At 65.9% G+C, this 15,081-nt stretch carries 14 protein-coding genes; 10 read left to right on the top strand and 4 right to left on the bottom strand.

Annotation, left to right across the window (positions count from 1 at the left end):
* Positions 1 to 2: 2 nt before the first annotated feature.
* A complete protein-coding gene (locus PSTAB_RS11580; protein ID WP_013983042.1) occupies positions 3 to 878 on the bottom strand; it encodes a DNA-3-methyladenine glycosylase family protein in 876 nt (291 codons plus the stop codon).
* A gap of 186 nt (positions 879 to 1,064) precedes the next feature.
* On the opposite strand from PSTAB_RS11580, the gene speE reads away from it, so the two are divergent.
* Together speE and PSTAB_RS11570 are read left to right on the top strand one after the other, a co-directional pair.
* Positions 1,065 to 1,925 (top strand): polyamine aminopropyltransferase, encoded by an 861-nt coding sequence (gene speE, locus PSTAB_RS11575; protein ID WP_013983041.1) that lies wholly within the window; start codon positions 1,065 to 1,067, stop codon positions 1,923 to 1,925.
* A 313-nt stretch (positions 1,926 to 2,238) separates the two neighbouring features.
* On the top strand, positions 2,239 to 2,580 hold the full coding sequence (locus PSTAB_RS11570) for a ribonuclease E inhibitor RraB (protein WP_011913540.1): 342 nt from the start codon (positions 2,239 to 2,241) through the stop codon (positions 2,578 to 2,580).
* Positions 2,581 to 2,583: 3 nt separating this feature from the next.
* Here PSTAB_RS11570 and PSTAB_RS11565 read toward each other — a convergent pair whose 3' ends face one another.
* Entirely contained in the window at positions 2,584 to 3,540 is a 957-nt protein-coding gene (locus tag PSTAB_RS11565; protein WP_013983040.1) for a LysR family transcriptional regulator, read from the bottom strand.
* A 109-nt stretch (positions 3,541 to 3,649) separates the two neighbouring features.
* Here PSTAB_RS11565 and PSTAB_RS11560 point away from each other — a divergent pair, with 109 nt between their 5' ends.
* Positions 3,650 to 4,402 carry a sulfite exporter TauE/SafE family protein gene (locus PSTAB_RS11560; protein WP_011913538.1) on the top strand — a complete coding sequence of 251 codons (753 nt, stop codon included), beginning with the start codon at positions 3,650 to 3,652 and terminating at the stop codon, positions 4,400 to 4,402.
* Between the two features lie 6 nt (positions 4,403 to 4,408).
* Here the strand turns inward: PSTAB_RS11560 and chrA are convergent, their stop codons facing one another.
* Both chrA and PSTAB_RS11550 read right to left on the bottom strand, forming a co-directional pair.
* On the bottom strand, positions 4,409 to 5,629 hold the full coding sequence (chrA, locus tag PSTAB_RS11555; protein WP_013983039.1) for a chromate efflux transporter: 1,221 nt from the start codon (positions 5,627 to 5,629) through the stop codon (positions 4,409 to 4,411).
* A 58-nt stretch (positions 5,630 to 5,687) separates the two neighbouring features.
* Entirely contained in the window at positions 5,688 to 6,650 is a 963-nt protein-coding gene (locus tag PSTAB_RS11550; protein WP_011913536.1) for a DUF1853 family protein, read from the bottom strand.
* Positions 6,651 to 6,851: 201 nt separating this feature from the next.
* Here PSTAB_RS11550 and PSTAB_RS11545 point away from each other — a divergent pair, with 201 nt between their 5' ends.
* The 7 genes from PSTAB_RS11545 to PSTAB_RS11515 all read left to right on the top strand — a co-directional run bounded on the left by PSTAB_RS11545 (position 6,852) and on the right by PSTAB_RS11515 (position 15,073).
* Positions 6,852 to 7,739 (top strand): NAD(+) kinase, encoded by an 888-nt coding sequence (locus PSTAB_RS11545; protein WP_013983038.1) that lies wholly within the window; start codon positions 6,852 to 6,854, stop codon positions 7,737 to 7,739.
* Positions 7,739 to 8,707 carry a metallophosphoesterase gene (locus PSTAB_RS11540; RefSeq protein WP_011913534.1) on the top strand — a complete coding sequence of 323 codons (969 nt, stop codon included), beginning with the start codon at positions 7,739 to 7,741 and terminating at the stop codon, positions 8,705 to 8,707. The genes PSTAB_RS11545 and PSTAB_RS11540 overlap by 1 nt, the downstream gene beginning before the upstream one ends.
* Positions 8,704 to 9,561, top strand: coding sequence for a rhomboid family intramembrane serine protease (locus PSTAB_RS11535; RefSeq protein ID WP_013983037.1), 858 nt, complete (start codon positions 8,704 to 8,706; stop codon positions 9,559 to 9,561). Before PSTAB_RS11540 ends, PSTAB_RS11535 begins: the two co-directional genes overlap by 4 nt.
* 71 nt (positions 9,562 to 9,632) lie before the next feature.
* On the top strand, positions 9,633 to 9,911 hold the full coding sequence (locus PSTAB_RS11530; protein WP_011913532.1) for a YeaC family protein: 279 nt from the start codon (positions 9,633 to 9,635) through the stop codon (positions 9,909 to 9,911).
* On the top strand, positions 9,911 to 10,750 hold the full coding sequence (locus PSTAB_RS11525) for a DUF2797 domain-containing protein (protein WP_013983036.1): 840 nt from the start codon (positions 9,911 to 9,913) through the stop codon (positions 10,748 to 10,750). The genes PSTAB_RS11530 and PSTAB_RS11525 overlap by 1 nt, the downstream gene beginning before the upstream one ends.
* Positions 10,751 to 10,970: 220 nt before the next feature.
* Complete coding sequence (gene pepN / locus PSTAB_RS11520; RefSeq protein ID WP_013983035.1) at positions 10,971 to 13,631, top strand: aminopeptidase N; 2,661 nt, start codon at positions 10,971 to 10,973, stop codon at positions 13,629 to 13,631.
* A gap of 443 nt (positions 13,632 to 14,074) precedes the next feature.
* Positions 14,075 to 15,073 carry a WD40/YVTN/BNR-like repeat-containing protein gene (locus PSTAB_RS11515; protein ID WP_013983034.1) on the top strand — a complete coding sequence of 333 codons (999 nt, stop codon included), beginning with the start codon at positions 14,075 to 14,077 and terminating at the stop codon, positions 15,071 to 15,073.
* The last annotated feature ends 8 nt before the right edge of the window (positions 15,074 to 15,081 follow it).

Raw genomic sequence — 15,081 nt, 5'->3', positions numbered from 1 at the left:
CCTCAGCCGCCCCGGGCGTAGTTGTCCCAGATGTGGATGGCTGCGTAGGCCCGCCATGGGCGCCAGGCTTCGGCACGTTCGGCCAGCGCCTTGGCGGTCAGGCCATCCGCTCCCCAAAGCGGCGCCTTGAGCAAACCCAGATCGGCACTGGGAAAGGCGTCCGCCACGCCAAAACCGCGCAGCGCGATGTATTCGGCCGTCCAGGGGCCGATGCCGGGCAGCTCGCACAGCCGACGGACCAGCGTATCGGCGCCATCCTCCACATGCAGGTGCAACGCGCCCTCGGCCACCGCGCCGGCCAGGCGGCGCAGCGCCTGAGCGCGCTTGGCCGGCATGCCGATGTTCTCCAGCGGGTCGTCGGCGATCGCCCGCGCGGTGGGAAACAGCACCTCCAACCCGGTCGGAGCCTGTGCCAACGGCTCGCCGAGACGCTCCACCAGGCGGCGGGTGATGGTCACTGCCGCCTTCACCGTGACCTGCTGGCCGACCACCGCGCGCACGGCCTGCTCGAACGGGTCGTAAGCCGCCGGCAGACGCAGGCCGGGTTGTGCCGAGACCAGCGGGCCGAGTGCCGGGTCGCCGGCGAAATGCGCCGCGATCGCCTGCGGGTCGGCATCCAGGTCGAACATCTTGCGCACCTGGGCCACCAGCGGTTGGCTGGCGTGCCGCAGCGAGTCGCTGAGGGTCAGCTCGAGCGCCGGCCGGTCGTCCGCCGCGCTGACACTGAGCCAGCCGCGGGCATCACCCAGGCGCAGCGTACGGGCATAACCGCGCGGATCCAGGCGCTCCACGCCCGGCAGCAGACGCAGGGCGAAGTGGCGGTGGAACTGTTGCCAGTCCCAGGGTTCGAGGTAGGGCAGGTGGATGGTTTCGGTCATTTCCAGACCCTAGCGCCTGGGCGCCGCTTTGTCGCCCCGAAGTGTGCTTTCAAACCCTCGCGGTTCCCCCTGTCATCTTGGCCAACGTAGAATGCGCCTCTTTTCGGTGGGCGATTCGATCGCCCGTCCTCAGCCAGCCTGCAGACGTCGCGGCCTTGCGCGCGATGGCTGCCAAGGGAGACACCCATGAGCGACTTTCAGGAAACTCTCTACGAGGGATACGGGCAGCGGTTCCAGATCGACAAGCTGCTGCATGAAGTGCGCACCGAACGCCAGCATCTGGTGATCTTCGAAAATGCCCGCATGGGCCGCGTCATGGCCCTCGACGGCGTGATCCAGACCACCGAAGCCGACGAGTTCATCTACCACGAAATGCTTGCCCATGTGCCGATCCTGGCCCATGGCCTGGCACGCCGGGTGTTGATCATCGGTGGCGGCGACGGCGGCATCCTGCGTGAGGTGGCGCGCCATCTTGATATCGAGAGCATCACCATGGTCGAGACCGACCGCACCCTGGTGGAGCTGTGCAAGGAATTCCTGCCGAATCACTCGGCCGGCACCTTCGATGATCCGCGATTGAACCTGGTGTTCGATGACGGCATGCACTTCGTGGCGACCACTGAAGAGCGGTTCGATGTCATCATCTGCGATTCCACCGATCCCATCGGCTCGGGCGAGGCGCTGTTCTCCGAGCACTTCTACCAGGCTTGCCGCCGTTGCCTGAACGAGGGCGGCATCCTGGTCGCGCAGAACGGCACGCCATTCATGCAGCTGGGCGAGCTGCAGACCACCGTCAAACGCATGCAGGGGCTGTTCGCCGATTGGCACTTCTACCTGGCCGCGGTGCCGACCTACATCGGCGGCGCGATGAGCTTCGCCTGGGGCGCCTGTAACGCCGAGAGTCGCAAGTTGCCGCTGGAAACCCTGATGCAGCGCTACAGCGGCAGCGGGATTGTGACCCGTTATTACAACCCGCACGTGCACATTGGCGCCTTTGCGCTGCCGCAGTACCTGCTGCACGCGATTGCCAAGCCCAGCAACGACTGAGCGAGCACGGCGGCATCGCCCTGAACGGCCCGCCTGGCAACGGCGCGGGCCGTTTTGCATTGCCGGCCCGGTTGAACTGCTGCAGGTTCGGCGGGTTCTACTGATGGAGCCCGCGACTCTGGCGCGCGGTGGCGTCGAGCCATCCAGCCCGTGCAGTCAGACGCGTGGCCTGCTAGCTTGTCACTGTGGACACCGTCCACCGCGTCTCTTCGACTAGCTGTTGCGACTCCCGTTTGCCCGATGTCTCGACGACGGAGCCGATCTCCCGCTGAGCTCGTGGCAACTTCATCCAGGTATGAGAGGAGGTTGAATCATGAGCACCACCTTCCATGAGGATGTCAGCAGCACCGTTCTGCGCCGGATGAAAGAGGGCGGTTTCGATTTCGCCCGCGTGCATCCCATCGAGTTCTATGCGGTCTTCCCCGAGCGGGACCGCGCCCAGACCGCCGCCGAGAATTTTCGCGGTGAAACCATCAACACCCAGGTCTTTCCGCGTGAGGACGGAAGCTGGAATCTGCAGGTCAGCAAAGTGATGTATGCGACGTTCGACGGCATCGGCGACTTCGAGCAGGATCTTGAGGATCTTGTCGAACCCCTGGGTGGGGTACTCGATGGCTGGGGCGTCACCCAGGAAATCGAAAGCCAGAGTCTGTGACCGTCACTCCCTTTTCAGACCGCTGTTGAGCGCCTGGTCCCACGGCGGGACCGGGCCGAAGCGGGACTTGAGAAATTCCAGCAGCAGTCGGGTCCGCGAGTCGGCCTCGCGCGTCAGGCGCAGGGCATAGATGCCGCTGGCTTCCGGCTGCGGCAACCCGCCTTCGCAGAACAACGGCAACAGCTCGCCGCGCAGCAGGTACTCGCTGATCAGCCAGGTCGGCAGGTGGGCGATGCCGAGCCCGGCCAGCGCTCCCGCCAGCAGCGCTTCAGCATTGTTGGCCACCATCCGCAGACGCCCCGGGCGCAACAGCTGCGATCGCCCGTTTCGTTCGAAGCGCCAGGCGTGCGGCGGGGCCAGCGCATCCCAGTCGAGGCCATCATGTTCAGGCAACTGCTCGGGGGTCAGCGGCACGCCGCGACGCTCCAGGTAGGCCGGGCTGGCGCAGACGATGCGCACCATCGGCGCCAGGGGCGTGGCGACCAGGCGCGTATCGGCGAGTGGGCCGATGCGCAGCACCAGATCGACCTCGCCGAGGTGCTCGCCATGCAGATCGACGAAGCTGTCGATCAGCCGCAACTGGATATCCACACCGGGATAGGCCTGCAGAAACTCGGCGAGGGCCGGCGCCAGATGTCGCCGCCCGAACGGCGCCGGTGCGTCGATGCGGATGCGGCCTTCCGGTGCACTGTCCAGGGATGTCGCCTCGGCCCGGGCCAGGTGCAGTTCCTGAACGATGCGCCGGGCGCGCTCGGCGAAGGCAAGGGCGGCAGGCATTGCCCGCACGGCATGGGTGCTGCGGCTGAACAGCTGGCAGCCCAGCGCCGCTTCCAGCGCATCGACTCGCCGCGCCACGGCGGAGGGCGTCAGGCCATGCCGGCGCGCGGCAGCGGAAAAGCTGCCGCATTCGAGCACGTCGATGAAGAGTTCGAGCTGAGCGGAAAGGGCGTCTGGCAGCATCGGGTTACCGGCTTGTGCGTAATAGGCAAAGCCATTGTGCGCGGCTGTGCGTATCGACGCCAGCGGCGGCGGCGTAGCATGGGCGCCTCAATGAGGCTGGAGCGCGAACATGCTGTTGGACATCGGGTTGAACGTATTGCTGGGCCTGGCCCTGGGCACGCTCGGCGGACTGTTCGGCATCGGCGGCGGGCTGATCGCGATCCCGGTACTGGGCGTGCTGTTCGGGCTGGATCAGCAACTGGCGCAGGGCACGGCACTGGTGATGGTGGTGCCCAACGTGCTGCTCGCCATCTGGCGTTATCACCAGCGCAATCGCATCGATTGGCGCCACGCGGCGGCGCTGGCCGGCGCCAGCTTCGTCTTCGCGATCGTCGGTGCCGCCGTGGCGGTGTCGCTGGATGCCGGGCGCATGCGCCTGGCCTTCGTCGGCTTTCTCCTGGCGCTGGCAGCCTACACGCTGTTGCGCGTGTTTCTGCGCCCCGCGCCCGGAGATGGTCAGCTGCGTCATTCCTGGCCATGGCTCAGCGTGCTCGGTGCGGGGGCCGGGGCGGCGGGCGGGCTGTTCGGCGTGGGCGGTGCGGTGATTGCCACGCCGATCCTGACCAGCGTATTCGGCACCTCGCAGGTGGTCGCCCAGGGGCTTTCGCTGGCGCTGGCTGCGCCGAGCACTGGCGTTACCCTGGTGACCTATGCGCTGCATCAGCAGGTCAACTGGCTGCTGGGCTTGCCGCTGGCGGTCGGCGGCCTGCTCAGCATCAGCCTGGGTGTGCGCCTTGCCCACGCGTTACCGGAGCGCCTGCTGCGCCTGCTGTTCAGCGGTTTTCTGGTGGCCAGTGCGGTGCTGCTGGCGATGGAAAGCTGAGCGGTTTCAGCTCGTCAGGCCGAGCAGGCCGCCGCCGAGCGCACCGGCGATCACCACCAACCACGGTGGCAGTTTCCAGTAGCTCAGCGCGGCGAAGGCCAGCACGGCCAGGATGAAGTGTTCCGCGGCCTTGATCGCACTGGTCCAGACCGGGTCGTACAGCGCCGCCAGCAGCAACCCGACCACGGCGGCATTGACGCCCGCCAGCGCCGCCTGGCTGCGGCGATTGCCGCGCAGTCGCTCCCAGAACGGCAATGCGCCGAATACCAGCAGGAAGGAGGGCGCGAACACCGCGAGCAGGCAGATGGTTGCGCCGAGCCAGCCGCTTGGGCCGCTGTTCATCGAGACCCCGAGAAAGGCCGCGAAGGTGAACAGCGGTCCAGGTACGGCCTGGGCGGCGCCATAGCCGGCGAGGAAGGCGTCGTTGTCGACCCAGCCGGACGGCACGACCTCGGCCTGCAGTAGCGGCAACACCACGTGTCCGCCACCGAACACCAGCGCACCGGTGCGATAGAACGCATCGACCTGCGCCAGCGCTTGGCTGCCGCTGACGCCGGCCAGCACGGGAAGCAGGATCAGCAGGGCAAAGAACGCAGCCAAGGCAGACAGCGCGGTGCGCATCTTGATGCGTACGGGCAGGTCGGGGTGCACCTCGCCTGACGCCGGGCGGAACGCCAGCAATCCGATCAAGCCCGCCACGACGATGATCGCCACCTGGCTCCAGACGAAAGGCAGCAGCAAGACGGCGCTCGCCGCGGCGAGCATGATGGCCAGCCGCGGGCCATCGCTGCACAGCGTTCGCGCCATGCCCCAAACCGCCTGGGCGACGACCGCCACTGCCACGATTTTCAGACCCTGGATGAACCCGCCGGGCAGGGCGTCGCCCCAGCGGGCAATGCCCAGAGCGAACAGCGTCAGCGCAACGGCCGAGGGCAGCGTGAAGCCGGCCCAGGCCGCCAGCGAACCTCGGTAGCCGCCGCGCAGCAGCCCGATTGCCAGGCCGACCTGGCTGCTGGCCGGGCCCGGAAGGAACTGGCAGAGCGCGACCAGATCGGCGTAGCCGCGCTCGTCCAACCAGCGGCGGCGCTGGACGAATTCGTCACGAAAGTAGCCCAGATGCGCCACCGGGCCGCCAAAGGATGTCAGCCCCAGGCGCAGGAATATCAGGAAGATGCTCCAGGCTCTCAGAGGCTCGCCGGACGATGGGCGTTGGGCGTCGATGGGCATGCGAATTCGTGCTGGTCTGCAAGGGTGAATCGAGCGGAAATCCTAGCCGGCAATTGTGTCACGCCGATGACGCGCGTGCCGATTCACCGTTGTGCGGCCAGTCGTCCGCCACCAGGAACAGCCGCTCCTGCTCCAGCCAGTCGCCGGATGCGTGGGGTTCGAGACGCACCAGCAGTTGCGCCCGCGCGCGTGCCGGATCACCGGCCAGCCACTCGGCAAGGCGGTCCGAGGTCCACAGGTCCGGTTGCGGCACGCGGGCAGCAGCCAGCCAGGCGGCACGCGGAAGTGGCTGCCAGATGGTGCCGGCCGCCGCGGCCTGATACACCGGCCAGTCGGCCTGGCGCAGCCAGCGGCCGCTCAGGTGGTGCGGGTTGGCACCATGGGGCGGGGCGCAGCCCTCTGGCCAGGGTTGAAACAGGTAGCCGCTGAGCCAGAAGCTGCTTTGCACCTCCCGCCCGGTAAGCTCGGCGAGCACGGCGCGGGCGGCTGGCTGGTTGCACAAGGGCAGCTGGTGTTGGCGCAGGTGGGCGAGCTTCAGGTCCAGGCGATCGTGGTTGCCGGGGCCGAGCCAGTGGTCGTGCTGGCTGCCGTCTCCGGGCCCGAAGCCCAGATAGAGCTTTATCGCCAGCTCCAGATGGTGCACGCCCTGGTCATCGCAGAACAGCAGGTCCAGCTCGCCGAGGGTGCTGCCGTTCTGCCGGATCGGCAGGTTGGCCGCGATCAGCTGCAGGTCGGGCGCCTGGCACAGCGCGTACTGCCAGAGCCGTTCGTAGTACAACCCCAGGCGCCGATTGCTGCGCTGCGACAGCCAGGCCTCGAGGACCGAAGGCTCGGCATCCTGGCACAGCAGCCAGTCGGCCAGCAGCCCCGGCTCGCTGTGCCAGCGGCTTGCGCTCAGGGGGTGACGCTGGCGGGGAGGTGTTTCGCTCAGCAGGGGCGGCGACAGCAGCGTCCAGGCGAGATCACGCACCTGCGGATGGCGAAGGACGCTGGACAGCTCGGCAAGACTGATAGGGTTCATGTCAGCAGCATAGCCGTCGGTTTGCCGCCGGTTCGACGTTTCGCCGATAATCCGGTGCCGCTGAACACCCGCGCCTGACCGAGGCTCTAACCACAGTCGGTGCAGGCCGCGTCGATCCGCTGCGGCGGCCTCGCAAGTGCATGTTGGTGTTCAAGCGCTGCGAACGCCTGCAACTTCTGCCAGCCACACCAGGGAACTTCAATGGAGCAATTCCGCAATATCGGCATCATTGGCCGCCTGGGCAGCTCCCAGGTGCTGGATACCATCCGCCGGCTGAAGCGATTTCTCGTCGAACGCCATCTGCATGTGATCCTCGAGGAGAACATCGCCGAGGTGCTCCCCGGGCACGGCATGCAGACTTCGTCGCGGCAGCGACTGGGCGAATCCTGCGACCTGGTGATCGTGGTCGGCGGTGATGGCAGCCTGCTCGGCGCCGCCCGGGCAATGGCCCGGCACCGCGTGCCGGTGCTGGGCATCAACCGCGGCAGCCTTGGCTTTCTCACCGACATCCGCCCGGATGAGTTGGAAGAGAAGGTTGCCGAGGTGCTCAACGGCCAGTACACCCTTGAGAACCGCTTCCTGCTCGAGGCCCAGGCGCGTCGCTTCGACGAGCCGATCGGCGAGGGCGATGCCCTCAACGACGTGGTGCTGCACCCGGGCAAGTCGACGCGCATGATCGAGTTCGAGCTGTACATCGACGGTCAGTTCGTCTGCAGCCAGAAGGCCGACGGCCTGATCGTGGCGACGCCCACCGGCTCCACCGCCTACTCGCTGTCCGCCGGCGGGCCGATCATGCATCCGCGCCTGGATGCCATCGTCATCGTGCCGATGTACCCGCACACGTTGTCGAGCCGGCCCATCGTGGTGGACGGCAACAGCGAGCTGAAGATCGTGGTGTCGCCGAACATGCAGATCTACCCGCAGGTGTCCTGCGATGGCCAGAACCACTTCACCTGCGCGCCTGGCGACACCGTGACCGTGCGCAAGAAGCCGCAGAAGCTGCACCTGATCCACCCGCTGGATCACAACTACTACGAAGTCTGCCGGACCAAGCTGGGCTGGGGCAGTCGCCTCGGCGGAGGCGATTGATGCAGCTGGATCCCGAGCGTGGCTACGACCTGATCGGCGATATCCACGGCTGTGGCCATGCGCTGGCGCGGCTGCTGGATCAGCTGGGCTATCGCCTCCAGGGCGGTGTCTGGCGTCATCCGCGCCGGCAGGTGATCTTCCTCGGCGACATCATCGACCGTGGGCCGCATATCCGCGAGGCACTGCACCTGGTGCATGCGATGGTCGACCACGGCCAGGCCCATTGCATCATGGGCAACCACGAGTTCAACGCGCTGGGCTGGTACATGCCGGCCCCGCCGGGCAGCGGTCGCGATTTCGTGCGCGAACACTCGCCACGCTTCGCTCGGCTGCTGCAGGAAACCTTCCAGCAGTTCGAGCACTACCCCGAGGAGTGGAAGGCCTTTCGCGAGTGGTTCTACGACTTGCCGCTGTTTCTCGAAACCGAGCGTTTTCGCGTGGTACACGCTTGCTGGGACAGCCGCGTGATCGCGCGCCTGCGTCCGTTGCTGAACGATGGCCGGATCAACCCGGCGATCCTGCGCGAGGCCGGCCTGCCGGGCACCTTCATCTGCCAGGCGCTGGATCGGCTGCTGCGCGGCACCGACATGCCGCTGCCGGAGGGCATGACGCTGACCAGCGAGGAAGGCTTCGTGCGGACCTTCTTCCGCACCAAGTTCTGGGAAGAGAACCCGCAGACCTACGGTGACGTGGTGTTCCAGCCCGATGGGCTGCCGGAGCATGCGGCGCGCCTGCCGTTGTCGCCGCAGCAGAAGAACCGCCTGTTTCTCTATGGGCCGGATGAGCCGCTCCTGTTCGTCGGCCACTACTGGCGCCGCGGTCGCCCGGGGCCGATCCGCGACAACCTGGCCTGCCTGGATTACAGCGCGGTGAAGAACGGCAAGCTGGTGGCCTATCGGCTGGACCAGGAAACGCGCCTGGACCCGACCAAGTTCGCCTGGGTGGACGTGCAGGCGGTGTTCCGATGAGTTCGGTGAGCGAGGCCCTGCGCCTGCCGCTGTCGGAGGACCTCAGCGGCTTCATCGCCCTGTTGCGGCGCCTGCGGGTGCCGTGCCGGGTCTCGGAGGAGGGCGACCAGCAGGTGCTGCGAGTGCCGAGCGAGGTGGTCGAGCAGGTGCGCGACCTGTATGCGCGCTACCCCCAGGGCGACGACAGCGTGGTGGTCGAGCAGCCCCGGCGGCGCGGCGGCTTCTTCGCTGCCCTGCGTGCCAGCCCGCTCACCGCGGCGGTGCTGCTGATCACCCTGGCGGTGGCGGGGATCACCCTGCTCGGCGAGAACTTCGCCACGATCCGCTGGCTGAACTTCGTCGACTTTCGCATCGACGGCGAGTACGCCTACTTCGCGACGCTGGAGCAGAGTCTCGCGGCCGGCCAGTGGTGGCGGCTGATCACGCCTATCTTCGTGCACTTCGGCATCCTTCACCTGGCCATGAACAGCATGTGGTACTGGGAGTTGGGTCGGCGCATCGAGGCTCGTCAGCGTGCGCCAATGCTGCTGGCGCTGACGCTGCTGTTCGGGCTGATCTCCAATTTCGCGCAGTATCTGTTCGGCGGGCCGGGCATCTTCGGTGGTTTGTCCGGCGTGCTCTACGGCCTGCTGGGCCATTGCTGGCTGTATCAGAAGCTCGCCCCCAACGAGGCCTACCGGCTGCCCCCTGGGGTGGTGGTGCTGATGCTGGTGTGGCTGGTGATCTGTCTGACCGGCGTCATCGAGGTGCTCAGCTTCGGCGCGCTGGCCATCGCCAACGCGGCACATGTCGGCGGGCTGGTCGCAGGCTGCGTGACCGGCGTGATCGGCGGCACCCTGGCGCGGCGGCGCTAGCGGGCTGTCGCGCTTTTCCCTAAAGCGCGACAGCCCGGTAGAATGGCCGCTCGTTTCCCTCGGAGCTGGCCATGTCGACCTTTATCCAAACCGCCGAAAGCATCACCCCCGAAATCTACGCGAGCCTCAAGCAGGCCCTCGAACTGGGCAAATGGGCTGACGGCCGCAAGCTGACCCCCGAGCAGAAGGAAACCTGCATGCAGGCGGTGATCGCCTGGGAGATGAAGAATCTTCCCGAAGAAGAGCGCACCGGCTACATGGGTGGCCAGGAATGCGGCTCCAAGAGCAAGAAGGCCGAGGCCGCCATCGACACCAGCCTGTTCGCACCGGCTTCCGGAACCCGCCACTGATGCTGGAGCTCGGACGCGGCGCGCTGGAGAAGATGTCGGTTCAGCTCGAATCGGGCGTGCCGGTGCAGTATGCCTTTCGCTTCGGTGAAGGACTGGTGCCGGTCAATCCGCTGATCGGCAGGACGCTGCGGCTGGAGTACCTGGGCGCCATCCACTGCACCCATTGCGGGCGCAAGACCAACAAGAGCTTCAGCCAGGGTTACTGCTATCCCTGCTTCAAGAAACTGCCGCAGTGCGATGTCTGCATCATGAGCCCGGAGAAGTGCCACCACGATTTCGGCACCTGTCGCGATCCGCAGTGGGGCCTGGATTTCTGCATGACCGATCATGTGGTCTATCTGGCCAACTCGTCTGGCATCAAGGTGGGCATCACCCGCGCCACCCAGCTGCCGACGCGTTGGCTCGACCAGGGCGCGAGCCAGGCGTTGCCGATCATGCGGGTCGCCACCCGCCAGCAGTCGGGCATGGTCGAAGACCTGCTGCGCAGCCAGGTTGCCGATCGCACCAACTGGCGAGCATTGCTCAAGGGTGACGCCGAGCCCATTGACCTGATCGAGATGCGCGAGCGGATCTTCGATGCCTGTGCCGACGGGGTGCGGGATCTGCAGCTGCGCTATGGTCTGCAGGCGATCCAGCCGGTCGCCGACGCCGAGGTGGTGGAGATCCGCTATCCGGTGGAGGCCTATCCGACGAAGGTCGTGAGCCTGGATCTGGACAAGACCCCGGTGGTTGAGGGCACGCTCCTGGGCATCAAGGGTCAATACCTGATCCTGGATACCGGCGTGATCAATATCCGCAAGTTCACCGCCTATCAGGTGGCCGCCAGCGCCGCCGCGTAGGGTGGATGACGTTTCGCTTGCCCGCGGTCATGGGGCGCCAGGCTCAATGACGAGCGGCCTGGAACAAGGGGTGGAGCAGGCTTCGCCGTTCTCCACCCTACAAGTCCGCCGCGACAGACGCTAAGCTCGAACTCATTCGCACGCCGGCCCCCGGGCTGGCAGTCCATCGCCATATCCCGCTTGAAGCTTGCCGCTTGAAGCTCAGTCGACGAGGTTTTCCATGCGCACCGAACAACCGAAAGTCATTCATCTGAAGGATTACCAGGCCCCCGAGTACCTGATTGATGAAACCCACCTGACCTTCGAGCTGTACGAGGATCGCACGCTGGTGCACGCCCAGTTGGTGATGCGCCGCAACCCCGAGCGCCCGGCAGGCAAGCTGCCGCCGCTGGAGCTGCATGGCCAGCAGCTCGAGCTGCTGTCCATTGCGCTGAATGACCGCGCCCTGAGCCTGGGCGACTATCAGCTCAGCGAAGACTGCCTGACTCTGCAGCCGGACAGCGACAGCTTCGTCATCGACAGCTCGGTGGTCATCCATCCGGAAAGCAACACCGCGCTCGAGGGGCTCTACAAGTCCGGCAGCATGTTCTGCACCCAGTGCGAGGCCGAGGGCTTCCGCAAGATCACCTACTACCTCGACCGCCCGGATGTGATGAGCAAGTTCACCACCACCGTCAGCGCCGAGCAGAAGGCCTATCCGGTGCTGCTTTCCAACGGCAACCCGATCGCCAGTGGCAGCGAGGACAACGGCCGCCACTGGGCGACCTGGGAAGATCCGTTCAAGAAGCCGGCCTACCTGTTCGCCCTGGTGGCCGGTGACCTCTGGTGTGTCGAGGACAGCTTCACCACCATGAGCGGACGCGAGGTGGCGCTGCGCATCTACGTCGAGCCGGAAAACATCGACAAGTGCCAGCACGCCATGGACAGCCTGAAGAAGTCGATGAAGTGGGACGAAGAGGCCTACGGTCGCGAGTACGACCTGGACATTTTCATGATCGTCGCGGTGAACGACTTCAATATGGGCGCCATGGAGAACAAGGGCCTCAACATCTTCAACTCCAGTGCCGTGCTGGCCCGCGCCGAAACCGCCACCGATGCCGCGCACCAACGGGTCGAGGCGATCGTGGCCCACGAGTATTTCCATAACTGGTCCGGCAACCGCGTGACCTGCCGCGACTGGTTCCAGTTGTCGCTCAAGGAAGGCTTCACCGTTTTCCGCGATGCGCAGTTCAGCGCCGACATGAATTCGCCGACGGTCAAGCGCATCGAGGACGTCGCCTACCTGCGCACCCACCAGTTCGCCGAGGATGCCGGCCCCATGGCTCACTCGGTGCGCCCGGAGTCATTCATCGAGATCTCCAACTTCTACACCCTGACTGTCTACGAAAAGGGTGCCGAAGTGGTGCGCATGATCCAGACGCTGCTCGGCAAGGAAGGCTTCCGCAAGGGCAGCGACCTGTACTTCGAGCGCCACGACGGCCAGGCCGTGACCGTCGATGATTTCGTCAAGGCGATGGAAGATGCCAACGGCGCCGATCTGTCGCAGTTCAAGCGCTGGTACAGCCAGGCCGGCACCCCGCGCCTGTCGGTCAGCGAGCAGTACGACGAGGCGGCGCAGACCTATCGCCTGACGTTCCGCCAGAGCTGCCCGCCGACGCCCGGCCAGCCGACCAAGGAGCCATTCGTGATTCCCGTGGAGCTGGGCCTGCTGGCTGCCGATGGCAGCGATTTGCCGCTGCGCCTGCAAGGTGAGGCGCAGGCCCAGGGCACCAGCCGCGTACTGGCGGTCACCGAGGCCGAGCAGAGCTTCACCTTCGTCGACGTGCCCGAGCGTCCGCAGCCGTCTCTGCTGCGCGGCTTCTCCGCACCGGTGAAGCTGGACTATCCGTACAGCCGCGATCAGCTGATGTTCTTCATGCAGCACGATTCCGACGGCTTCAATCGCTGGGAAGCGGGTCAGCAGCTGTCGGTGCAGGTGCTGCAGGAGCTGATCGGCCAGCATCAGCGTGGTGAGGCACTGGCGCTGGACGAGCGTCTGATCGAGGCAATGCGCAGTCTGCTGCAGAACGAGACGCTGGATGCGGCGATGGTTGCCGAGATGCTCTCGCTGCCAGGCGAAGCCTACCTCACCGAGATCAGCGAAGTGGCCGACGTGGATGCCATTCATGCCGCCCGAGAGTTTGCCCGCAAGCGTATCGCCGATGCGTTGTTCGAGCCGCTGTGGCATCGCTATCAGGCCAATCGCGAGACCTCCCGCAACACGGCCTATGTCGCCTCCGCGGAGCACTTCGCGCGCCGCGCCCTGCAGAACATCGCGCTGTCCTACCTGATGCTGAGCGAGAAGACCGAGGTGCTCGGAGCCTGCCTGGAGCAGTTCGAGCATGCCGACAACATGACCGAGCGTCTGACGGCCCTGGCGGTGCTGGTCAACTCGCCGTTCGAGGCCGAGCGCGACAAGGCGCTGCAGGCCTTCGCCGAGCACTTCAAGGACAACCCGCTGGTGATGGACCAGTGGTTCAGCGTGCAAGCGGGCAGCCCGCTGCCCGGCGGGCTGGAGCGCGTGCAGCAGCTGATGCAGCATCCGGCGTTCACCCTGAAGAACCCGAACAAGGTGCGTGCGCTGATCGGTGCCTTTGCCAATCAGAACCTGATCAACTTCCACCGCGCCGATGGCGCCGGTTACCGCTTCCTGGCCGATCAGGTGATCACCCTCAACGCCCTGAACCCGCAGATCGCTTCGCGTCTGCTGGCGCCGCTGACCCGCTGGCGCAAGTACGACGGCGCCCGTCAGGCGCTGATGAAGGGTGAGCTGGAGCGCATCCTGGCCTCCGGCGAACTGTCCAGCGATGTCTATGAAGTGGTGAGCAAGAGCCTCGCCTGAGTCCGAAGGCCGATCGTGCCCGCGATCGGCCGTCTTTGCCCGGTAGGGTGGGGCTTCAGCCCCCACCCGCACCCCATGGCCCGCTCAAGACTCGGCAGCGCAATCGACGTAGCGCACCCCCGTTGTCGTGACCATCCCCTGGCGCGCCGCGTCCGATCGTCACTTCGACGGCGACCCAGTCAGTCGCCATACTGGCCACTGGCCCAATCAGCCTGAGTGATCACGCGTCAATCATTGCGCGAGAGTTAACAATTCATAACGTCCGGCCAATTGTGCCTGTCCGCGGAAGCTGGCTAGGATGGCTGCGCCTGTAGTGCAGGCCTTACCTAATAAGAATAAAGGGGGTATGTATGAGTGAGCCCGTTCAGCGGCGCACACTATTCGGCCGCGCCGTGGTTCCATGCCAGGCGAGGGCGTCGCGTTTTCACTCATCGGTTGCCGGCATGCTCTCGCTATGCGGCGCCGTTTCGCTCCTGTTGCTGTCGGCAACGGCGCCGGTCCAGGCTGCTACCGATGGCCAGACCCGCTATTCCATCGAGTCGGCGAAAGCCGCATCCAACCTTCTGCTCGATATCACCGAAGCCGGTGATCGCCTGGTCGTGGCCGGTGATCGTGGCCATATCCTCTATTCCGACGATGGCGGCAACAGCTGGACCCAGGCCAAGGTGCCGACCCGTCAGCTGCTGACGGCCATCGATTTCGTCGACGACAAGCATGGCTGGGCGGTTGGCCATGATGCCCTGGTCCTGTCGACCAGCGACGGCGGACAAAGCTGGCAAGTGCAGTACGAAGATCGCGAGCGTGAAGCACCCCTGCTCGACGTGTGGTTCGAAGACACCCAGCACGGCATTGCGGTCGGTGCCTATGGTGCGCTGATCGAAACCATCGACGGCGGCCAGAGCTGGGACGACATCAGCGACCGGCTCGAGAACGAAGACGGCTTCCACCTGAATGCCATTGCCCATATCGAAGGCTCCGGCCTGTTCGTGGTTGGCGAAATGGGCGGCATGTTCCGCTCCGCCGACATGGGCGAAACCTGGGAGAAGGTCGAGTCGCCTTATCAGGGCTCGTTCTTCGGCGTGGTCGGCGGCTCGGAGCCCGGTGTGGTGATCGCCTTCGGCCTGCGTGGCCACTTGTTCCGCTCCGCCGATTTCGGCGACAGCTGGGAGGGCATTGAACTGCGCAACGGCAACGGCCATGCGCTGGAGTCCGGGCTCGCCGATGGCAGCCTGTTGCGCGATGGCCGTATCGCGGTGGTCGGCCATGGCGGAGCCGTGCTCACCAGCGATGACCAGGGTCGCAGCTTCAAGCTCGTCAACCGTCCCGATCGCCGTTCGCTGTCGGGCGTCACCTCCGATTCCCAAGGCAACCTGATCCTGGTAGGGCAGGGCGGTGTTCGCATCGCCTCGCCATCGGGCGCGGATCTGGCCCCAAAACAATAAAGCCGGGA

Source organism: Stutzerimonas stutzeri (genome assembly GCF_000219605.1).
GTDB lineage: Bacteria > Pseudomonadota > Gammaproteobacteria > Pseudomonadales > Pseudomonadaceae > Stutzerimonas > Stutzerimonas stutzeri.
This window is presented reverse-complemented; position numbering and strand designations above follow the sequence as displayed.